This is a genomic window from Chryseobacterium sp., from assembly GCF_045629545.1.
Lineage (GTDB): Bacteria > Bacteroidota > Bacteroidia > Flavobacteriales > Weeksellaceae > Chryseobacterium.
This window is the reverse complement of the sequence record NZ_JAZQRK010000042.1, coordinates 142,306-161,916: the sequence shown is the minus strand read 5'-3', so window position 1 is coordinate 161,916 and position 19,611 is coordinate 142,306. Positions and strand designations below refer to the sequence as shown.

Sequence of the window (19,611 nt, the reverse complement as noted above, 5' to 3'; positions counted from 1 at the left end):
GCTGTTTTTTTGTGAAAAAATTCCGGGCGTTTTCGAAGAAAACGCCCGGAAACACACAATTGATTAAAAAAAATTAAAATTTATAGGTTACACCCAATGTGTAGTTTCTAGATTTTGTAGTATATCCAATAACATCTATGTATGAAGTGTTCATTAGATTACCAATGTTAAGACAAGTTTCTAGGCTTTTTGTAAGTTTTTGATTGATGTTTAAATTAAACAAATTAAAATCTTTTACCTCAACATTCTTTGCAGAATACGTGATTGCATCATAGTAAGCATCCGATCTTTTTCCCACAAACTGATGAGTCAAGTTTATTCTTGTAGACTCGAATGGTGTTATTTGAAGGTAAGAATTTACACGTTGTTTCGGCTGACGAAGCATAGTAGATTCTTTATCTTTCTCTACATAAGTGTAGTTTCCACCTAGTTTTAGAAATTTGTTGAGGGTATAGTCTAAACTAAACTCTACACCTTTGACTTTATTAGTATCTACATTTTGAAACTGACTGATATAGTTGATGGGATCGTACATTACATAAGCGAAGACATCTTTTTCATTTCTAATGAACAAACTTGCGTTGAAGTTGATGGTTCTGTCTTTTTTACCTATACTTACATCTATTTCGTGAGATTGGTTGGTTTCTGGTTTTAGATTGAAATTAGCTGCTGTCCAAGGCATAGATCCAAAGTTTTGATACACCGTTGGAGCGATAAATGCAGTTGCGAAAGAATATCCACCTTTGATGTAGATGGTTTCCAATTCTTTCAGATAATAAGGATTAATGCTGTACACAAAATTATTCCCGAATTTTGAATGATTGGTCATCCTTCCTCCAGCATCCAATTGGAAATTATTATAACTAAGATTTGCATTGATGTATCCATCTATCATTTCAATATTGGTTTGATCGGAGTTATACACTTCTATCAAATCTTTTCCGCCCCAAGGCGTTTCAGAATACCCAAGAGATTGCTTTTCGTACTGCAATCCAGCGGTAAAACTAATAAAATTATTGATTTTGTAGATATTGTAAACCTCAGCAAACAAATTTTCTCCTTTGTAAAGATATTGGTCTGCATAATCTACGTCCATGATGTTTTGCGCCAATCTATTTGTAGTCACATACCTTAAATTGGCCACCAAATTACCTTTGTTATAGATGTAGTTGGCAGTGGCGCCAAGATAATATTGTTTGTCGTCACCTCTATATTTTCCGTCTGTAAAAGCACCTATATCATATTTGTGAAGATTATGTGTCCAACCACCATTGATGTTCACGTCCAATTTTTCAGTTGCGAAACCTACTTTGGCAGAAGCATTTTGCTTTTCCCACCCATCTTTATCGAAGTTATCGTCGCCAGAGGCTGAGGTAATGCCTTCAGATTTTTCGTTAAATCCTGATGCTTGATAATAAAATTTATTAATCTTTCCACGAACAGAAGCATCTTGAGCAAAAGTATTGTAGGATCCACCACGCGCAGATAAAATACCTTCTATGGCTTTCTGCGCCGATTTTTTTGTTTTAATATTAATTACAGAAACGGTAGCATTAGAACCATATAAAACTGAAGAAGCTCCATTCAGGATTTCTATGCTTTGTACATTTTCTAAAGCTAAAAGTCTTAGATCCGAAACAATATAATCGTTACCAGTAACGTCTTTCAAAGGAACGCCATCTAGTAAAATCATAATATTAGAACTTTTTCCACCTCTTATTTTGATGGATTTTGGTTCTGTTGCATTGTTAAAATTTCCAGTTATCTGAATTCCTGCAACCTGATCTAGAACATCGGTAAGATTTTGACCTTTGTATTTTTCTAAATCTTTCTCTGATAAAAGTTTCACGTTTTTACCAGTTTTATAAAGTTGTTGTGGCGTTTTTGAGGCGATAGTAACTTCCTCAATGGTGTTTTCTTTTTCCTGTTGGGCGAAAATAGTTGTTCCTACGACAAGCATCGCTCCAACCAAAATTAATTTTCTTTTCATAAAATAATTAAAGTTTAGAGGGCTTACCGGAAAATGAAAGGCTAAAATATGAGTTTTCAAATTTTGAAACTCAGTAGATCAGGCTTTTCCTCCGAAAGCTTTTTATTAAAAATACTTTCGGTAAGGTCTCCTGACTTTCACATTTTTGCACCTTCTCGTTTTATAAAAACAATGGTATTTTACAAAAATTACACCCTCATTACGAAGTTGTGTGATCTACAGTTGCGGGGACAGTTCAAGATTTTCGCTCGATTCCCTTTTCCAAAAGTTGCGCAAATATAATTGTTTTAAAACTATTTGCAATTTTAATTTTTTATTCTACTATTTTATAAGAAGGTTCCGTCAAAATAGAAAGGTAGAAGATCTTTAATCGCATTCACCTTTATTACTTCATCGTTTAGATTCGCAAAATAGAGTGTAATATTTTTATTTTGTTTAGACTCGTATTCCATCATACTTTGTCTGCAAGCTCCACAAGGTGGAATAGGAGCGCGTGTAAGAGACAATTCTTTTGGACCACCTACCACAAAAACTTTTTCTATATTCTCATCAGGAAAGTTGGCAGATATCCAAAACATTGCTGTCCTTTCTGCGCACAAACCAGATGGATAAGCTGCATTTTCTTGGTTATTCCCAACATGGATATCACCATTTTCTAGTAAGACTGCACATCCTACAAAAAATTGAGAGTAGGGAGCATAGGCGTTTTCGCGTGCTTCTTTGGCTTTTAGATAAAGCTCTTTTTCAATTTCAGCCAGCTCGTTGCTGCTTTGGTATTGCTCGTAACTGATCTGTATATCTTTTTTCATGTTTCCGTTGTAAAAAGGGCGGTAAAAGTAATCCTTTTTGCTGACGCAGACAATAATTTGTTTATGAGAGTTATTTTGTAATTTTAAAAATTAATAATTAAATAAAAATTAAAATGCTATATACGCCCATACAATTCCGAAATGTAACACTTAAAAACCGTTGGGTAATGTCGCCAATGTGTATGTATTCTTCAGAAAATGGTATGCCTAATGATTTTCACTTGGTGCATTACGGAAGTAGAGCACAAGGTGGAACAGGATTGATAATCCTTGAAGCAACTGGCGTAGAACCTAGAGGTAGAATCACCAACAAATGTTTGGGTATTTGGAATGATGAACAAGCTAATCAACTGAAGAAAATAGTAGATTTTGTACACCAAAATTCAGAAAGTAAAATAGGAATCCAGATTGCTCATGCAGGAAGAAAAGGCTCTACATGGAATAATATTCAGATATCAGAGGAAGAAGGTTGGGAAACAATTGCGCCTAGTGCAATACCTTTCAATACTACAGAGAGAATTCCCCACGTTTTGAGCATTGAAGAAATAAAAGAACAAGTTCAGAATTTTAAAGAAGCTGCTCGCAGATCTGTGGAAGCAGGTTTTGATGTGGTAGAAATTCATGGTGCGCATGGTTATCTTATTCATCAATTTTTATCGCCATTATCTAATGTAAGAACAGATGAATATGGTGGAAGTTTTGAAAATAGAATCCGATTTTTACTTGAAGTTGTAGATGCAGTAAATTCTGAACTCAATGATAATATAGCACTTTTTGTAAGAATTTCTGCAACTGAATATGCTGAAAATGGTTGGGATATAGAAGAAAGTGTAGAATTATCCAAAATACTTAAAACTCAAGGTGTAGATTTGGTAGATGTTTCTAGTGGTGGTAATATTCATGGAGCTAAAATCTCTGTTTTTGATGGGTATCAGGTTCCTTTTTCTGCTCAAATTAAAAATGAAGCAAACGTGAAAACGGGTGCCGTAGGTTTAATTACCGATGTGGCACAAGCGGAAGATATTTTGGCTAAGGAAGAAGCCGATTTGATCTTTGTAGCAAGAGAAATCCTTAGAAATCCATATATTGCCGTGCAAGGTTCTTTTAAATTGAAGGAGGAATGCTTTTTTCCGCATCAATATACCAGAGCCAAGAAATAATAGAATAGTACATCAGAAATTTCCAACTAAATACTATGAAAATTGAAGATTATATGCTGTCATGCCCTACCAAGAAATATTTGGGGATAGAATGTTTTGGTTGTGGAACACAAAGAGCGATTATTTTGGTTTTTCAAGGGAAATTTCAAGAGGCTTTTGTGATGTTCCCAGCGGTGTATACTTTATTGTTGTTTTTCGTGGTAGTAGCGCTTACTTTTATCGATAAAAAAAGAAATTATAGTAAACTTTTAATTTATTTAGGAATTATTAACGCCGTAATCATGGTATTTTCTTATTTTTATAAACATTATTATAACTAAATCAACAAACTATTAAAAAAAAAATTATGGAAGGAAATTTTCAGAGTGGTACAGTACAAAAGTTGCCTAATGCAACAGCAGTCCTTATTTTAGGGATAATATCGATATTGGGATGCTGCTGCTACGGACTCCCAGGGTTAATAGCGGGGATTATTGGGCTAATTCTATCTAAAAAAGATAATCAGTTGTACAAAAATAATCCAAGTATGTATAGCGGTTACGATAATTTGAAAGCTGGGAAAATCATGAGTATAATAGGTATTGCACTAAGCATACTATTTATTATTTATCTAATTGTTGTCATATCTATATTCGGACTAGAAACACTATCAGATCCAGATCTAATGCAAGAAAAATTAAGAGAATTACAAAATAGATAATCTTAAATAAAGCAGATTGAAGTCGGGAGAGAAATATTCCGACTTTTTTTTGTCATAATTTCCTTTGTTGTTGATTTCTCTCAAAAAATAATTTCTTACATTTCCTACCACAACACTTACCAATAATCCTATTAAATATCCACAGCAACAGAAGAGAATCTAGAAATAGTAGCGAGGAAATCGTCATTTTTCTGCTCTACAATTACAATAAGTTCAGCAACAATAGCGGTTCTAGCTACTTTTACCACATCATATACACTACAAGTAACAAGTGCAAGAATAATTGCCAATAGAATTTTTGCCAATCCTGAATAGGTTAAAACCAAGTAGCAATATCAGCAAAGAATCCAATAAAGTTGGCTTTTACACGTTCTACCGTAAGTTTTTTGGAGTCTACATCTTCAGGTGAAATTACAAGAATAATAGATAATAAGGACCAAAATCAATTATAATTGGGAAAAGTATTAAACAAAAAATAACCAATGAAAAATCCATTTAAAACTTTTGAAGAATAATTGACAAAATTGGATGAGATGAATTTCCTGAGTGTAGGGTGCATGAGTTGCAATTTTTATCAAATTTAAATTTTTTAAAATGCTTAAAAAATCAAAAAGTTTAAAACTTGTCCTTACACGAAAACTTGTCTTGCTATTTTTCCGATTGTACCAAATTGCAATAGCTTATCTTTGCAACAAATAAGTTTTTTATGTCATTCGAGTCTTTAGGATTATCACACAATATCATCCGATCTATCAACAAATTAGGGTATCTGAAACCTTTCCCTATCCAAGAACAAGCCATACCAATTATCTTACAAGGAAAAGATTTGATGGGTATCGCACAAACGGGTTCTGGTAAAACAGCATGTTTTGTAATGCCTATTTTAGAAAAATTGCAAAATGAAGAAGTAAAGAAAGATCGTAATATTCAGGTTTTGGTATTGGTTCCTACACGAGAATTGGCAATACAAATAGATGAGGTTTTCAGATCTTTTACAGAAAATTTAAAGCGTGAAATTCGTACAATGGCAGTGTATGGTGGTGTTTCTATCAATCCACAGATGAAAGGAATGTTTGGTGTAGAAGTTCTTATCGCAACGCCCGGAAGATTGCTAGATCTTATTGCGAATAAAGCATTAAGCATCTCATCTATACAACATTTGGTGATAGATGAAGCCGATAAAATGTTTCAGCTAGGTTTCGGTGAGGAGATGAATCAGCTTTTTGCTCAAATGCCTGTTGTGAAACAAACAACTATGTTTTCTGCAACTTTGGATGATAAAGTTTCGGAAATGAGAAATAGGGTAACCTTGAATCCTGTACTCGTTGAAATAAAAAAAGAGGAAATAGAAATAGAAAATATCGAGCAGTTGGCTTACCATGTGGCTCCAGAAAACAAAGGTCCGTTTTTGAGATATTTAATTAAAGAAAAAAATATCAAAAAGGCATTAATCTTTGTTTCATCTACTAAATCTGCCGATAGCCTTGTGGAAAAACTGAAGAAAAATAAAATAAAAGCAGTAGCGATACATGGACAAAAGTCTCAAGGTGCACGTAGAAATAACTTAGAAGAATTTAAAGTTAACGGAGCTCAGATTTTGGTCACTACAGATCTTTTAGGACGTGGTATACATATAGATTCTTTACCATGCGTCATCAATTATGAATTGCCACGTTCGCCACTAGATTATATCCACAGAATTGGGAGAACAGGACGTGCAAACGAAACGGGGACAGCCATTAATATTCTTACAGATGACGAGTTACAGCATTTCCGAGTGATACAAAGGAAAATGGGAAAGAAAATAACTTTACAGAGAACCGAAGATATTAATCTACACGGTTACTAAATGATTTTTTATACCATTACATATGCTTCAATTTGTAATAACTGGAGCTTTTTTTGGGTTTAAACTTCAAATAAAAAAAACGGTGGAGCTATAAAAACTCCACCGTTAATCAATAAATTATAACTTCCATCATTTCATCAAAAGATTGATAAGTGCTGCATTTTCTTGCATTAAAGCATGATCGTAAGCCGTTTTTCCTCTACTATCCTTCAATTCTTTGTCGGCACCATGTGATAATAAAGTTTTTGCGATCTCCACCTGACCAAAAGTGGCAGCAAATACCAAAGCCGTAGCATCATTATAATTTACTTGATTTACATCCGCTTTGTAGCGAAGTAAAGTTTTCACCACAGTATGATATCCTTTAAATGTAGCTCCCATTAGCGCTGTATTTCCGCTTCCATCCTGCATATTTGGATTAGCTCCATTCTTCAACAAATATTCGGTTGCTTCATTACTTCCATTGTACACAGCTAGGATGAGTGGCGTATATCCTTTTTCATTTTTTCCGTTCACATCAACTCCAGATTTCAAAAATCCTTCCAGAGCAACCACATCATTAGCTCGTGCAGCAGCGAAAATATCTTGCCCGAAAGACAAATTAAAGCTTACAACACAAAATAGGAGTAACAATAGTTTTTTCATAACAGTAGTGATTTTGGGAGATTTGCAATGTGCTTTTGCCCATCTCGCCTTTATATATAAAAATTAAATTATTTCATTAGTAAAGATTCAAGCTCTTTACGATCTATTTTCACAGCTTCCGCAAGACGCATCCCAAATTCGCGATCGGCTTGGTAGAAATGAGATATCATTTTTGCAACAATAGTTTTGCTTTTTACTGTACCCAAAGCTCCTCCAAGATTTTTTATTAAATTATCTTTATCTTGCTTAGAGAAAGATTTGTATAAATCTCCAGCTTGTTTGAAGTTGTTTTCTTTATCTATTTTTGCTTGTGCAGTAGTAGTTCCCTCAGGAAATACCGATTTAGAATACTTGAATTTTGTGTCTTCTTTTACCGCTGGCAAATTGGTAGATGGCTGATAGTTCACATCTCCTTTTTGTTCACGCAAAGACATATATCCGTCTTGGTTGTAAGTTTTTACCGCATTTTTAGATGCATTCACAGGGATTTGTTGATGATTTCCTGTAAGACGGTGACGTTGTGTATCCGCATAAGAAAATAGTCTACCTTGAAGTAATTTGTCTTCTGAAGGCTCTATTCCTGGTACCAAATTAGAAGGAGCAAAAGCTGCTTGTTCTACTTGCTGAAAATAGTTTGTCGGATTTGCATTAAGCGTCATCGTACCTACTTTTACAAATTTAGCTACAGTTTCTGGCCAAATTTTGGTAACATCTACCGGATTGAAATCTAATTTGTCGAAATCTTCTTTTTTCAACATCTGAATATGTAGATCCCATTTTGGGAAATTACCTTTTTCTATTTCGTTTCTTAAATCAAGTGTAGCATGTTCTATCGAAGTAGATTGTATTGCATTTGCTTCTTCTTGAGTCAAATTTTTAATTTTTTGTTGAGGAACCCATTTGTATTTCACATATGTCACTTCACCTTTTGCATTCACCCACTTGTAAGCATGTACGCCATTTCCTTCCATCTGACGATAGTTTGCAGGAATACCGTAATCTGAGAACAACCACGTCAACATATGTGTAGATTCTGGAAGATTCGAGAAAAAATCAAATACTCTGTTTGGATCAGAAGCTCCATTGGTTATTGGCGATGGTTTGAAAGCATGCACCATATCTGGAAACTTGATGGCATCACGGATGAAAAATACAGGTAAATTGTTTCCTACTAAGTCGTAATTTCCTTGTTCTGTATAGAATTTTACAGCAAAACCACGTGGATCTCTATAGGTTTCTGGAGAACCTTGTTGATGCGTTACTGTGGAAAAACGAACCATCAGAGGTGTTTTTTTTCCTGCTTGTGATAAAAAATCTGCAACAGTAACATCAGAAAAATCTTTGTCGGCAACAAATTCACCGAAAGCACCAGCTCCTCTAGCATGTACTACACGCTCTGGAATTCTTTCTCTATCAAAAGCAGCTAACTTTTCTATCAAATGAATATCCTCCAAAAGTACTTGTCCATTATTACCAATGGTCTTAGAATTTTGGTTGTCCCCAACAGGAGTTCCAGTATTCGTAGTTAGAGTCTGAGCATTTGTTACAACAATACTTCCCAAAATGGAAGAAGCCAACAGCATTTTTTTTATCATAGTCATTTATTCTTTAGATTCTGGTGCAAATGTAAAAGTAATTGTATTATTCACAAAAACAATTGATTCTATTGTATTGATAGATTAAATAAATAAAATAAATTTGTTTTAGAATAAAAATTGATTTTAAGAAACTTATTTTTTTATATAGAAAATCGTCTATGTTCATATTTATTTTAATTAAAATATTTTAAAGGCATTATTTTTGAAGAGTATAAAATCACTAAATATATAATTATGAAAACATTGAAAAAATTTGCAATTCCGTTGGCTTTAGGAGCAGTAGGACTTTTAATTTTTAATTCTTGTGCAGTAAGTGCACCTAAAAATGCAACTCCAATTACCAATTTCAATTCTGAAAAATACTTAGGTAAATGGTACGAAATTGCTCGTTTTGATTTTAAGTTTGAAAAAGATATGGATCAAACTACCGCCAACTATTCTATGAATGAGGATGGGTCTATAAAAGTAGTGAACAAAGGATATAACTACGTGAAAAAAGAATGGAAAGAGTCTGTAGGGCAAGCAAAATTCGTAAACGAAAAAACAGAAGCACGTCTTAAAGTTTCATTTTTCAAACCTATTTGGTCAGGATATAATGTGGTGGATATAGATGACGACTATCAGTACGCGTTGGTTGCTGGCAATAGCCTAAAATATCTTTGGATATTGTCCAGAACACCAGAAATTCCAACTGCTATTAAAGAAAGATTTATAGAAAAGGCCAAGAAAATTGGATATGATACAGACCAATTGATTTGGGTAAATCACAAATAATAATTTAACATAAATAAAAAGGATCCGTAACGTTAATGTGCAGATCCTTTTTTTATGTTTTAAAGATCTTTAGATGCTTTCCATCCTTCAAAACGTTGACTAATAATAGGCTGTACTAAGTCGTAGTTTTCAAAATCGTCTTCTATATGGTAAACGGTTTCGTAAGCAAAATCTTGCTCTTCTGCCTTTTTCTCGAAAGTCTGAGTGTAGTCGTCCACATATGTATTATTTTTCTCAGCATATAATGATTCCTCATCATAATAATCGTTACTGAAAAGATTTCCAAGGTCAGAAAGATCATCGTCATCCAATTGTCCATCACAATATTCTATCAAGAATTCGGCGCCTGTGATTTCTCTATTTTTTACTTTTTGAATCTGTTCCGGAGCATGTTCTATTAATTCTTCAGATATCAATTTGTTTTCTATACACCACATGAGATACATACCAATGTGAGTAGCTGCATTTTCTTCATGTAAATCTTCAGGATAATCTCCACCAGTATGCCAAGAAGCATCATCATATTTTGCCATTATCTCTATATATTTTTTAGTTTTTCAGTAATTAAATTCAAAGATATAAAAATCATTTTTATAGTGTAAGAAATCTAGAAATTGACGTCATTTGCATTAGATCATTTTTAAAATTTAAATATGAAAAATGCAGTTATTGTAACCATAGGAGACGAAATTCTCTCAGGAAACACCATTGATACCAATTCTAATTTTATAGCCACAGAGCTTAAAAATATTGGCGTAAAAGTGGTGCAAATTCTTACCATTTCAGACGAAATACCTACTATAAAAAAAGCTTTAAAATATGCTTTTGAAATGGGAGACATAGTGATTACCACAGGCGGATTGGGCCCCACGCGAGATGATAAAACAAAAAAGGCATTGGCAGAATTTTTTGATGATGAGATTGCTTTGGATGATGAAACTTTTGCTCATCTTAAAACCTATTTGGAAAAAAGAGGACGCTCCGAAATTCTAGAACGCAACAGAGAACAAGCTTTTGTCCCTACAAAATCTACCGTTTTCCAAAATCAATACGGTACGGCTCCGTGCATGATGATGGAGTATGAGGGCAAATTGTCTTTTAGTTTGCCGGGTGTTCCTTATGAAGTGAAACCATTGATAAAAGATCAAATTATTCCGTTTCTTAAAAATAAACTAAATCTTAATTTTATTTCTTCCAGAATCGTATCTGTTGTAGGAATGCCGGAAAGCATATTGGCTGATACCATAGAAAAGTGGGAACTCGCTTTGCCTAATAATGTTGAGCTATCTTACCTTCCCATTGGGACAAGAGTAAAGCTGAGATTAACGGCTACAGGAATTGATAATGAAGTTCTACAAACCCAATTGGAAGAAGAAATTCAGAAATTGTATCCTATTATTGGTGCCCATATTATTGCAGTAAAAGAAGATAAAATAGAAAAAATATTAGGAGAGATTTTAGTTGAGAAAAACTTAAGCATTTCTACAGCTGAAAGTTGTACTGGAGGAGAATTGGCTAAGATGATAGTGTCTAATCCTGGAAGTTCGCACTATTTTTTGGGTGGTATCATTCCTTATGCAACGGAGAAAAAGATACAAATCTTAAAAGTGTCTGCAGAAACAGTTGCTCAATTTTCTGTGGTAAGCGAGGAAGTTGCGCACGAGATGGCGTCAGGTTGTCAATATTTATTTGGAACGGATATTTCACTTTCTACCACAGGTGTTGCAGGACCAGGAAAGGGCGAAGACGGAAATGATGTGGGAACTGTTTTTTATTCAATTAAAATTAAAAACGAAACCGTGACCAAGAAATTATATATGCCTCATTTGGAAAGAGCAGATTTTTCCAATTTTGTAAGTCAGAAAATTATTCAGGATTTGGTGGAAATATTGGTGCATCAAAAATAAGAATGATTACACTTAAAAATCTATTTGCTTCGGCTTTACTATTGAGTTCATTATTGTCTTATTCACAAAGGCAAATGGTGTTTTTTGGTTCCTATAATTGGGACAAAAACAAACCAGGATTGTATGTCTACGAATTGAACCATAATAATGGAAAACTTAAAAAAATAACTTCTTTAAAAGGAGTTGTTAATCCTTCGTATCTCACCGTTTCTGCCAACGGAAAATACATTTATTCTGTTACGGATAGCAAATTGGAGAATGAAGGAAGTGTAAGTTCGTTTGCATTTGATGAAGAAAAAGGAAGCTTGCAATTTTTAAATAAACAAAAAAGCTACGGCGAAAATCCTGTATATGTAAGCGTAGATAAAAGTGAAAAATGGCTTGCTAATGCTAATTATACAGAGGGAAGCGTATCTATCTATCCTATTTTAGAAAATGGGAAGATTGGTGAATTGGCTCAGAATATTACTTATTACGAAGGAAGTAGAGCTACAAAAAGACAAATGGAATCTCATGTACACTCAGTGGTATTTTCCCCAAATAATGATCAACTTTTGCTCGCGGATTTGGGTGCGGACGAAATAAAAATATATCCATTCAATAGCGCCAACAAAAAACCTTTGGACAAAGAGAAAGTTTCTATTATAAAAACGGTCTCAGGAAGCGGTCCGAGGCATTTACTATTTAACAAAAAGGGAGATATTCTTTATGGTATAGAAGAAATATCGGGAACTATTTCGGTATTTAAATATGAGAATAAAACACTCATTCCGATTCAGAAAATTGCTACACATCCCGAATCTTTATTGAATGGTTTTGAGGCATCCGATATTCATATTTCGCCAGACAATCGTTTTGTGTATGCGAGCAACAGAGGGAGTGAAAACAATCTCGCCATTTTTAAAATTTTATCTAATGGGAAATTGGAGCATGTAGGGTATCAATCTGTGCATGGGAAGCATCCGAGAATTTTCGCGATTGATGAGACAGGTAATTTTGTTATCGTTACCAATGTTAAAACTCAAAACGTAGTGGTTTTTAGGAGAAATACAGAAACTGGATTGTTGAAGAAAGTGGGAAGAAAAATTAGAATAACTAATGCTTCTTGTGTTAAAACTAAAATATACTAAGCTTCCATCTAGAACTGTTACTTTCCTTAGATTTTTTTTAAAAAAAATTGTATAAAATCGTAACAATTAACGCAATCGTTCTACTTATTATTAAATTTAATCTTCGATTATGAAAAAAATAACTCTCTCTTTATTTTTGCTTACCGCTATTTGCGCGCAAAATACGATGAGTGCACAGAACAAGACCAATATAAAGACAGTGGCAACCAAAGATGAAGGATTAGACATCAGTCTAATGGATAAAAGCGTTCGTCCTCAAGATGATTTTTATAATTATGTAAGTGGGACTTGGATGAAAACAGCAAAAATTCCTTCTGATAAACCAACTTGGGGAAGTTTCAATAAATTGGCGGATGATACGGATAATAATTCTATGACGATTCTTAATTCTCTTTTGAAGGATAAATTTGCTGAAGGAAGTGAAGGTAAAAAAATACAAGATTTGTATGCTACCTACATGAATATGCAAAAAAGAAATGCCGATGGAATAAAACCTATACAAGAAAATATCAACAAGATAGATGCCATAAAAAACCTTGCAGATTTGCAAAATTATTTGGCTTCAGCAACCAGAGAAGGCGATAATGCATTCTATGGTTGGGGAGTTTATGCAGATTTGAAAAACTCTAATATTAATGCGGTTTACCTTGGTGAAGCTGCTTTAGGTTTGGGTAGAGATTATTACCAAAAAGTAGATGCAAAAAATACAGAGGCTATTGCAGAATACCAAAAGTATGTTTCTTCAATGCTAAAAGAATTGGGGTACAAAAACTCTGATGAAGCGGCAAAAGGAATTGTAGACTACGAAAAAAGTATTGCGAAAACTTATCTTACCAACGAGCAAAGTCGTGATAATACCTTACAATACAATCCAAAAACTATTGCAGAACTATCTTCTTTGGTAAAGGGTGTGAATCTACCAGAATACTTAAAGAAAGTAGGCGTGGATACGGACAGAGTCATTATTGGCGAATTGGGGTATTATAAGAATTTCGATCAGCTTGTAAATGCTAAAAATCTTCAGGTAATCAAAGATTATTTAAAATTTCATTTGATCAACGGAAGTGCATCTTATTTAAGTGAAAATTTGGGTAATATGAGATTTGCATTTTATGGTAAATATCTTAGAGGTCAGCAAGAGCAAAGAGCGCTTAATAAAAGAGGTTACGAGCTTATAAATGGTTCTTTGGGTGAAGCTTTTGGTAAATTATATGTTGAAAAATATTTCCCTGCTGAAGCAAAAGCTCAGATGGTAGAGCTGATAGATTATCTAAAGAAAGGATTTGTGGTACACATCAACAATCTTACTTGGATGTCGCCTGTAACAAAGGAAAAAGCACTTAATAAGCTGAATAAATTTACGATAAAAGTAGCCTATCCAGATACTTGGAAAGATTATTCTAAACTGAATATCACTTCTGAAGCTCAAGGCGGAAACCTTTACAAAAATCTTCAAAATATTGCAGATTGGCAGTACACAAAAGATTTAGCTAAAATTGGAAAACCTGTAGATAAAGCAGAATGGGGAATGACGCCTCAGACAGTGAATGCTTACTACAACCCAGTAAACAACGAGATTGTTTTCCCAGCAGCTATTCTTCAACCTCCATTCTTTAATCCAAAAGCTGATGCTGCCGTGAATTTTGGTGGTATTGGTGCTGTTATTGGTCACGAAATGAGTCATGGTTTTGATGATTCTGGTGCTCAGTTTGATGCGGATGGCAACCTAGTAGATTGGTGGACTCCAGAAGATAAAGCAAACTTCGAAAAAGCCACAAAAGCACTTGCAGCGCAGTATGACAAATATGAACCTGTAAAAGGTACTTTCGTAAATGGTACTTTCACCAATGGTGAAAATATTGCAGATTTGGGCGGAGTAAATATTGCTTATGATGCTTTACAAATGTATCTTAAAGACAAAGGAAACCCAGGGAAAATAAGCGGATTCACTCAGGATCAAAGATTTTTCATGAGCTGGGCAACCGTTTGGAGAACTTTATCTAGCGAGAAATATATGATCAACCAAGTGAAAACAGATCCGCATTCCCCAGGATATTTCAGAAGTTTTGCGCCACTTATCAATGTGGATGCATTCTACAAAGCTTTTGATGTGAAACCCACAGACAAATTATACAAAAAACCAGAAGACAGAATAAAAATCTGGTAATCTTAATATTCAACCACTCAGCAATGAGTGGTTTTTTTTTTGCCCTAGATTATTTAAATCTGTAAAATTTTATTTATGCTGAATTCATAGCAATAGCAAACATTCGTTTAACAAAAATTTGTATATTTGATAAGTTTGTGTAAAAATCAAAATTAATTTTAATGAAAAAGCTAAATATTGCTGTGCTTGCCTTTTCTGGCTTAGTACTTCTAAATTCTTGTGGAACCACATCCAAAGCAGTAGTAGACCAACCTACCGTAAGTGTAGAACCCGTGAAAAAAGAAATAAAAGAAGAAGGAATAAATTTATCCTACATGGACACAAGCGTACGTCCTCAAGATGATTTTTTCAGTTTTGTAAATGGAAATTGGGTTAAAAATACTCAAATTCCGTCTGATAAAGCAAGTTGGGGATCATTCAATGCGTTGAGAGAAAATGTAGATGACGCTTCTTTGGATATTTTAAATAAAATTTTATCAGAAAAATATACTGCAGGTTCTGAAGGTGAAAAAATTCAGAATTTGTATGCAACGTTTATGGACTTTAGCAAAAGAAATGCAGACGGATTGGCTCCTATAAAAGCTGATTTGGCAAAAATTGATGCGATAAAAAGCGTTAACGATCTTCAAAAATATTTGCTAGATGCTACTAAGCTTGGTGATAATTCATTTTATGGATGGAGAGTAGGAGCAGATATGAAAAACTCTAAGATGAATGCCGTTTATCTTGGTGGGCCAGATCTAGGTTTGGGCAGAGATTATTACCAAAAAGTAAACGAAGCCAATACAAAAACGTTGGTGGAATACAAAAATTATGTAAGTCAACTGTTCGGTGCTTTGGGATATGAAAATGCTCCTCAAGCAGCTCAAAACGTAGTAGATTTTGAAAAGAAAATGGCGAATATGCTCTTGACTTTGGAGCAAAATAGAGATGCTAATTTAAGATACAATCCGAAAAAAGTATCTGAGCTTTCAGGTTTAGTGAAAAATATAAATTTGGCTAAATACCTTACTGACGCTGGTGTAAATACAGATCAGGTAATTATTGGCGAGTTGAAATATTACCAAAATTTAGATCAAATTCTTACAGCTCAAAATCTTCCATTGCTGAAAGATTATTTAAAATATCATGTTGTGAATGCTAACGCTAGTAATTTGGATGAAAAATTAGACACAACACGATTTGATTTTTATTCTAAGTATTTGCAAGGTCAGAAAGAACAAAGATCGATGGATAAGAGAGGTCTTGCTCTGGTAAATGGTGTTTTGGGTGAAGCTTTTGGTAAACTGTATGTAGAAAAATATTTTACTCCAGAATCTAAACAACAGATGGAAATGTATATTGATTATCTTTTGAAATCATTCAAAAAACACATCAATGATATAGATTGGATGTCTCCAGAAACCAAAGTGAAAGCACAAGAAAAACTGTCTAAGTTTTCTGTGAAAATTGCTTATCCAGACCAATGGAGAGATTACTCAACTCTAAAAGTACAATCTCCAGCACAAGGAGCTTCTCTCTATTCTAATCTAAAGAATGTATCTGCTTGGCAATATCAAAAAAATTTAGAAAAAGTAGGAAAAGCAGTAGATAAAGCAGAATGGGGAATGTCTCCTCAAACGGTAAATGCTTACTATAGCGGATCTAATAACGAAATTGTTTTCCCTGCAGCGATATTACAACCTCCTTTCTACAACCCGAATGCTGATGCTGCGGTAAATTTTGGTGGTATAGGAGCTGTAATCGGTCATGAGATTTCTCACGGTTTTGATGATTCTGGTTCTCGTTTTGACGGCGATGGGAACCTTAATAACTGGTGGACAGAACAAGATAGAAAAAACTTTGATGCTAAAGTAGCTCAGCTTGCTGCTCAATATAATGCCTACGAGCCTGTAAAAGGAAGCTTTGTAAATGGGAAATTTACAAGTGGTGAAAATATTGGGGATTTGGGTGGAGTAGCAGTAGCGTATGATGCACTACAGATGTACCTTAAGGATAAAGGAAATCCAGGATTGATAAGTGGTTTCAACCAAGATCAGAGATTTTTTATGAGCTGGGCAACAGTTTGGAGAACCAAGTCTACAGATCAATATATGATCAATCAAGTGAAAACAGATTCTCACTCGCCTGGATACTTTAGATCATTTGGTCCATTAATCAACCAAGATGCATTTATCAAAGCATTCGACATTAAACCAGGGGATAAAATGTATAAAGCACCAGAACAAAGGATAAAAATCTGGTAATATTATTATTACGAATAGAAAAATGAAAACGCATCGAAAGGTGCGTTTTTTTTTATTAATTTTAGTAGATTAGTAGTTTCAAATAAAGCTTACTGGAAGCAATTTTATTTATTGTAATTAAAAATTTAAAGAAAATTATTCACAAAATTTTGTATGTTGCAGTTTTTTTATAAATTTAAACATTGGATTGGAAAATATCTTACAAGTCCAAAAGCTAATCTAAAATCTCAAAATATTAATAATATGGCAATGTTTAATTATGGTGTTGGTGGTAACGAAATAAAGGTTGACGCTAATGAAGCTATTCAGGAAATTCAAGAAAATAAATCTCTAATTGTTAGTCAACTAACAACAGATGAACCGTACACTCCAGAGATTGTAACAGGTTTGAAGTCTGTAGATGATGTTTTTAGACATTTTCAACCTTCAGTAGCAGTACAACACGAAACTGAAGATGGAAATATAGTGTCAGAAGAGTTTCGTTTTCAAAATCTAGGAGACTTTACTCCCAAAAGCTTGGTACAGAAGTCAGATTACTTACAACAGCTAAGTGTAGAGCAAGAACAATACAACAAAATTGTACGTCAACTGAAAAATAACAAAATTCTACGCAATATGCTAGAAAACGAACAATCGAGAGCCGCTTTCATAGAAGCATTGAAGGATGTAGCACAAGAACTTGAAAAATAACTAAACAAGAACACAAATTATGGATAGTAAGTTACAAGCAGCAGAAAGCCAGCAACAACACAATCAACAGCAGCAACAAGGCGGGAAACCAAAAGGGAATCCTATTGAAGAACTAGGTAAGTTGGGTGGTTTTGGTTTTATTGAATCCGTGGTAGATGGTATTGCCAACATGAACCCGACAAGGAAAGCGAGAAAAGAAATTTTCTTGAATGATAGTAATAAAACTGAAGAAAGAAAAGAATTACTACAAAAAATAAATCTTTGGGTTGAACTACTAAGTACTAATGAATCTGCAGAAAAAATGGCGGAAACTTGCAAAAGTAAAGCACAACTAGCAGATAAAAACCTAAAAGTTAATCTTAAAAATAGCTTGGATGCGGTACGTCAGTTGGAAACTTCATACAGAACCGTAGCTCAGTTTTACAAAAATACAGAATTAGATAAAGTAGATAACGTAAGCATCGTTAATGCAAGTCTAGAACAAGTTTCAGATTTGGATAATCCTTTATTTATCGATGCAATTTCAGAAGAATTCAAACAATATTATGATCGTTTAGACCTAAGAGATAACTATTCTATATTAGCTATTCCAGGATATTTAGGGTCTAATAAAGTGATAGAAAAATGGGCTAAAATTTGTAACGAAAACAAAGTAATGATGGTTACAGATTTTGCCAACTTAGATAAACCAGACGATGTAGTAGATTTATTCCACTCTGCAAATCTTACGGGTGGCGAACTTCATAGAAGTAACGTTATTATGACGTGCAACTGGCTAGTTGGTCGTGGTAGAGCAGAAGAAGTAGGTGAGGAGGAAAATGTAGAATTACCACCATCAACATCTTTGGCAGGAAAAATTCACAAAACATTAATGTCTCAAGTCGCAGCTGGTAAAAAACATGGTAACATCAATGAGGTAGACGCAGTGAAATTCGAATTGAAGAAAAGTGAAATTTCTCAATTAGAAAAAATGGGTCTAGTACCTATGGTGAACGAGTACGGAAAAATCATGGCATTCTCTGCTAAAACATTGTTTACAGGAGATAATATCGGATTGCAAACCTACTCTGTTGTACGAGTATTCGATTATGTAACCAAAGTATTATTGGATTTCCTAAACCGTAGAGCATTTGAAAACTGGAGTGCTAAAAACGAAGATGATCTTAGAAAACAAATTGTTACTTTCTTAGATGGTATCAAAGGAGCTGATAAATTGATTGAGAAATTTAAAATTGTCCGTTTCGAACAAGATAAATTAAATAAAGATAGAGTTTGGCTAGACATCCGTCTAACGCCTTATTTCCCAACCAAAAGTTTTGTGATAAAACTAGATGGTCATAAAGGAGATGATGGTAACGAGTGGGATGCAGAATACCTACAAGATTAATCTTTATTCTTCTGAACATAAAAACCGATGCGTGAAAAACATCGGTTTTTTCTATCTTTAAAAGGAAAATACAAAACACATCAATGAAAAGTGGAATTATTTTTTTAGGCTTATTAGTATTAGTACAATCTATCTACAGTTGCGAAAAAAAGTACGAAAGACCCAACCAATACGAGGTAGACTTATTCGAAAATGAGAAAGGAAGCAATAAAGCGTATATCATGAATAGGGAAGAGGCTAAGAGAGCTAGTGCGATGGTACTTACCACCAATGATATCCAAGTAGCTGATAGTTCCAAAGGTCGTGGTGCAGATTTTTTTATGTATAAAATAAATTCAGGAAAACTAGAAAAACAAGGAATGGATACTATAGTTTCCTATCCATTTTTATTTTTATCTCAGTATAAACTCAAAATTCCGAAGGATAATAAAAGCGCAATATACATCTATCTTCAAGACCTGAAAGGTTATACTTTTATCGCAAAAGAAAGAAATATCCATTATCAATGGCTCAAAGGTGCTCCAGTATATCATGTGGAGTAATTGCGAAATTACCTTAT

At 34.0% G+C, this 19,611-nt stretch carries 18 protein-coding genes and 1 riboswitch; of the genes, 12 read left to right on the top strand and 6 right to left on the bottom strand.

Annotated features, from left to right (window positions below):
* Nucleotides 1-73 precede the first annotated feature (73 nt).
* Together ACKI42_RS10275 and ACKI42_RS10270 are read right to left on the bottom strand one after the other, a co-directional pair.
* On the bottom strand, nucleotides 74-1,990 hold the full coding sequence (locus ACKI42_RS10275; RefSeq protein WP_407405076.1) for a TonB-dependent receptor plug domain-containing protein: 1,917 nt from the start codon (nucleotides 1,988-1,990) through the stop codon (nucleotides 74-76).
* Nucleotides 1,991-2,092: 102 nt separating this feature from the next.
* Nucleotides 2,093-2,282, bottom strand: a riboswitch (cobalamin riboswitch).
* A gap of 34 nt (nucleotides 2,283-2,316) precedes the next feature.
* Nucleotides 2,317-2,799, bottom strand: a complete 483-nt coding sequence (locus ACKI42_RS10270; protein ID WP_407405074.1) for a cytidine deaminase — start codon at nucleotides 2,797-2,799, stop codon at nucleotides 2,317-2,319.
* 113 nt (nucleotides 2,800-2,912) lie between these two features.
* Between ACKI42_RS10270 and namA the strand changes: the two genes are divergently transcribed.
* Genes namA through ACKI42_RS10255 form a run of 3 tightly spaced genes read left to right on the top strand, consistent with a single transcriptional unit; the run spans nucleotide 2,913 to nucleotide 4,659 of the window.
* Complete coding sequence (namA, locus tag ACKI42_RS10265) at nucleotides 2,913-3,959, top strand: NADPH dehydrogenase NamA (RefSeq protein ID WP_407405072.1); 1,047 nt, start codon at nucleotides 2,913-2,915, stop codon at nucleotides 3,957-3,959.
* Nucleotides 3,960-3,994: 35 nt separating this feature from the next.
* The gene (locus ACKI42_RS10260) at nucleotides 3,995-4,279 is read left to right on the top strand and encodes a DUF2752 domain-containing protein (protein ID WP_407405070.1); all 285 of its coding nucleotides are present in this window, start codon (nucleotides 3,995-3,997) and stop codon (nucleotides 4,277-4,279) included.
* Between the two features lie 26 nt (nucleotides 4,280-4,305).
* Nucleotides 4,306-4,659 carry a CCC motif membrane protein gene (locus ACKI42_RS10255; protein WP_407405068.1) on the top strand — a complete coding sequence of 118 codons (354 nt, stop codon included), beginning with the start codon at nucleotides 4,306-4,308 and terminating at the stop codon, nucleotides 4,657-4,659.
* 131 nt (nucleotides 4,660-4,790) lie between these two features.
* Here ACKI42_RS10255 and ACKI42_RS10250 read toward each other — a convergent pair whose 3' ends face one another.
* Nucleotides 4,791-4,964 (bottom strand): hypothetical protein, encoded by a 174-nt coding sequence (locus ACKI42_RS10250; protein ID WP_407405066.1) that lies wholly within the window; start codon nucleotides 4,962-4,964, stop codon nucleotides 4,791-4,793.
* Nucleotides 4,965-5,365: 401 nt separating this feature from the next.
* Between ACKI42_RS10250 and ACKI42_RS10245 the strand changes: the two genes are divergently transcribed.
* Nucleotides 5,366-6,508: a DEAD/DEAH box helicase gene (locus ACKI42_RS10245; RefSeq protein ID WP_407405064.1), complete on the top strand. Its 1,143-nt coding sequence runs from the start codon at nucleotides 5,366-5,368 to the stop codon at nucleotides 6,506-6,508.
* A 129-nt stretch (nucleotides 6,509-6,637) separates the two neighbouring features.
* Here ACKI42_RS10245 and ACKI42_RS10240 read toward each other — a convergent pair whose 3' ends face one another.
* Together ACKI42_RS10240 and ACKI42_RS10235 are read right to left on the bottom strand one after the other, a co-directional pair.
* Nucleotides 6,638-7,153 carry an ankyrin repeat domain-containing protein gene (locus ACKI42_RS10240; RefSeq protein WP_407405062.1) on the bottom strand — a complete coding sequence of 172 codons (516 nt, stop codon included), beginning with the start codon at nucleotides 7,151-7,153 and terminating at the stop codon, nucleotides 6,638-6,640.
* Between the two features lie 68 nt (nucleotides 7,154-7,221).
* The gene (locus ACKI42_RS10235; protein WP_407405138.1) at nucleotides 7,222-8,748 is read right to left on the bottom strand and encodes a catalase; all 1,527 of its coding nucleotides are present in this window, start codon (nucleotides 8,746-8,748) and stop codon (nucleotides 7,222-7,224) included.
* A gap of 237 nt (nucleotides 8,749-8,985) precedes the next feature.
* Here ACKI42_RS10235 and ACKI42_RS10230 point away from each other — a divergent pair, with 237 nt between their 5' ends.
* Nucleotides 8,986-9,525 carry a lipocalin family protein gene (locus tag ACKI42_RS10230; RefSeq protein WP_407405060.1) on the top strand — a complete coding sequence of 180 codons (540 nt, stop codon included), beginning with the start codon at nucleotides 8,986-8,988 and terminating at the stop codon, nucleotides 9,523-9,525.
* 59 nt (nucleotides 9,526-9,584) lie between these two features.
* Here the strand turns inward: ACKI42_RS10230 and ACKI42_RS10225 are convergent, their stop codons facing one another.
* Nucleotides 9,585-10,058 carry a hypothetical protein gene (locus ACKI42_RS10225; RefSeq protein ID WP_407405058.1) on the bottom strand — a complete coding sequence of 158 codons (474 nt, stop codon included), beginning with the start codon at nucleotides 10,056-10,058 and terminating at the stop codon, nucleotides 9,585-9,587.
* Nucleotides 10,059-10,178: 120 nt separating this feature from the next.
* Between ACKI42_RS10225 and ACKI42_RS10220 the strand changes: the two genes are divergently transcribed.
* From ACKI42_RS10220 to ACKI42_RS10190, 7 genes are all read left to right on the top strand, one after another.
* Nucleotides 10,179-11,432, top strand: a complete 1,254-nt coding sequence (locus ACKI42_RS10220) for a CinA family nicotinamide mononucleotide deamidase-related protein (protein WP_407405057.1) — start codon at nucleotides 10,179-10,181, stop codon at nucleotides 11,430-11,432.
* Nucleotides 11,433-11,434: 2 nt separating this feature from the next.
* Nucleotides 11,435-12,562 (top strand): lactonase family protein, encoded by a 1,128-nt coding sequence (locus ACKI42_RS10215; protein WP_407405055.1) that lies wholly within the window; start codon nucleotides 11,435-11,437, stop codon nucleotides 12,560-12,562.
* Between the two features lie 109 nt (nucleotides 12,563-12,671).
* Complete coding sequence (locus ACKI42_RS10210) at nucleotides 12,672-14,729, top strand: M13 family metallopeptidase (RefSeq protein ID WP_407405053.1); 2,058 nt, start codon at nucleotides 12,672-12,674, stop codon at nucleotides 14,727-14,729.
* A 161-nt stretch (nucleotides 14,730-14,890) separates the two neighbouring features.
* Nucleotides 14,891-16,975: a M13 family metallopeptidase gene (locus ACKI42_RS10205; RefSeq protein WP_407405051.1), complete on the top strand. Its 2,085-nt coding sequence runs from the start codon at nucleotides 14,891-14,893 to the stop codon at nucleotides 16,973-16,975.
* A 153-nt stretch (nucleotides 16,976-17,128) separates the two neighbouring features.
* The gene (locus tag ACKI42_RS10200; protein ID WP_407405049.1) at nucleotides 17,129-17,665 is read left to right on the top strand and encodes a type VI secretion system contractile sheath small subunit; all 537 of its coding nucleotides are present in this window, start codon (nucleotides 17,129-17,131) and stop codon (nucleotides 17,663-17,665) included.
* A gap of 19 nt (nucleotides 17,666-17,684) precedes the next feature.
* The gene (locus ACKI42_RS10195) at nucleotides 17,685-19,052 is read left to right on the top strand and encodes a DUF5458 family protein (protein ID WP_407405047.1); all 1,368 of its coding nucleotides are present in this window, start codon (nucleotides 17,685-17,687) and stop codon (nucleotides 19,050-19,052) included.
* Between the two features lie 83 nt (nucleotides 19,053-19,135).
* Nucleotides 19,136-19,594 carry a hypothetical protein gene (locus tag ACKI42_RS10190; protein WP_407405045.1) on the top strand — a complete coding sequence of 153 codons (459 nt, stop codon included), beginning with the start codon at nucleotides 19,136-19,138 and terminating at the stop codon, nucleotides 19,592-19,594.
* Nucleotides 19,595-19,611: the final 17 nt, after the last annotated feature.

Coding starts and splice junctions, on each gene's coding strand:
- ACKI42_RS10275 (WP_407405076.1), bottom strand. CDS start 1,990: ATGAAAAGAAAATTAATTTTGGTTGGAGCGATGCTTGTCGTAGGAACA.
- ACKI42_RS10270 (WP_407405074.1), bottom strand. CDS start 2,799: ATGAAAAAAGATATACAGATCAGTTACGAGCAATACCAAAGCAGCAAC.
- namA (WP_407405072.1), top strand. CDS start 2,913: ATGCTATATACGCCCATACAATTCCGAAATGTAACACTTAAAAACCGT.
- ACKI42_RS10260 (WP_407405070.1), top strand. CDS start 3,995: ATGAAAATTGAAGATTATATGCTGTCATGCCCTACCAAGAAATATTTG.
- ACKI42_RS10255 (WP_407405068.1), top strand. CDS start 4,306: ATGGAAGGAAATTTTCAGAGTGGTACAGTACAAAAGTTGCCTAATGCA.
- ACKI42_RS10245 (WP_407405064.1), top strand. CDS start 5,366: ATGTCATTCGAGTCTTTAGGATTATCACACAATATCATCCGATCTATC.
- ACKI42_RS10240 (WP_407405062.1), bottom strand. CDS start 7,153: ATGAAAAAACTATTGTTACTCCTATTTTGTGTTGTAAGCTTTAATTTG.
- ACKI42_RS10235 (WP_407405138.1), bottom strand. CDS start 8,748: ATGATAAAAAAAATGCTGTTGGCTTCTTCCATTTTGGGAAGTATTGTT.
- ACKI42_RS10230 (WP_407405060.1), top strand. CDS start 8,986: ATGAAAACATTGAAAAAATTTGCAATTCCGTTGGCTTTAGGAGCAGTA.
- ACKI42_RS10225 (WP_407405058.1), bottom strand. CDS start 10,058: ATGGCAAAATATGATGATGCTTCTTGGCATACTGGTGGAGATTATCCT.
- ACKI42_RS10220 (WP_407405057.1), top strand. CDS start 10,179: ATGAAAAATGCAGTTATTGTAACCATAGGAGACGAAATTCTCTCAGGA.
- ACKI42_RS10215 (WP_407405055.1), top strand. CDS start 11,435: ATGATTACACTTAAAAATCTATTTGCTTCGGCTTTACTATTGAGTTCA.
- ACKI42_RS10210 (WP_407405053.1), top strand. CDS start 12,672: ATGAAAAAAATAACTCTCTCTTTATTTTTGCTTACCGCTATTTGCGCG.
- ACKI42_RS10205 (WP_407405051.1), top strand. CDS start 14,891: ATGAAAAAGCTAAATATTGCTGTGCTTGCCTTTTCTGGCTTAGTACTT.
- ACKI42_RS10200 (WP_407405049.1), top strand. CDS start 17,129: ATGTTGCAGTTTTTTTATAAATTTAAACATTGGATTGGAAAATATCTT.
- ACKI42_RS10195 (WP_407405047.1), top strand. CDS start 17,685: ATGGATAGTAAGTTACAAGCAGCAGAAAGCCAGCAACAACACAATCAA.
- ACKI42_RS10190 (WP_407405045.1), top strand. CDS start 19,136: ATGAAAAGTGGAATTATTTTTTTAGGCTTATTAGTATTAGTACAATCT.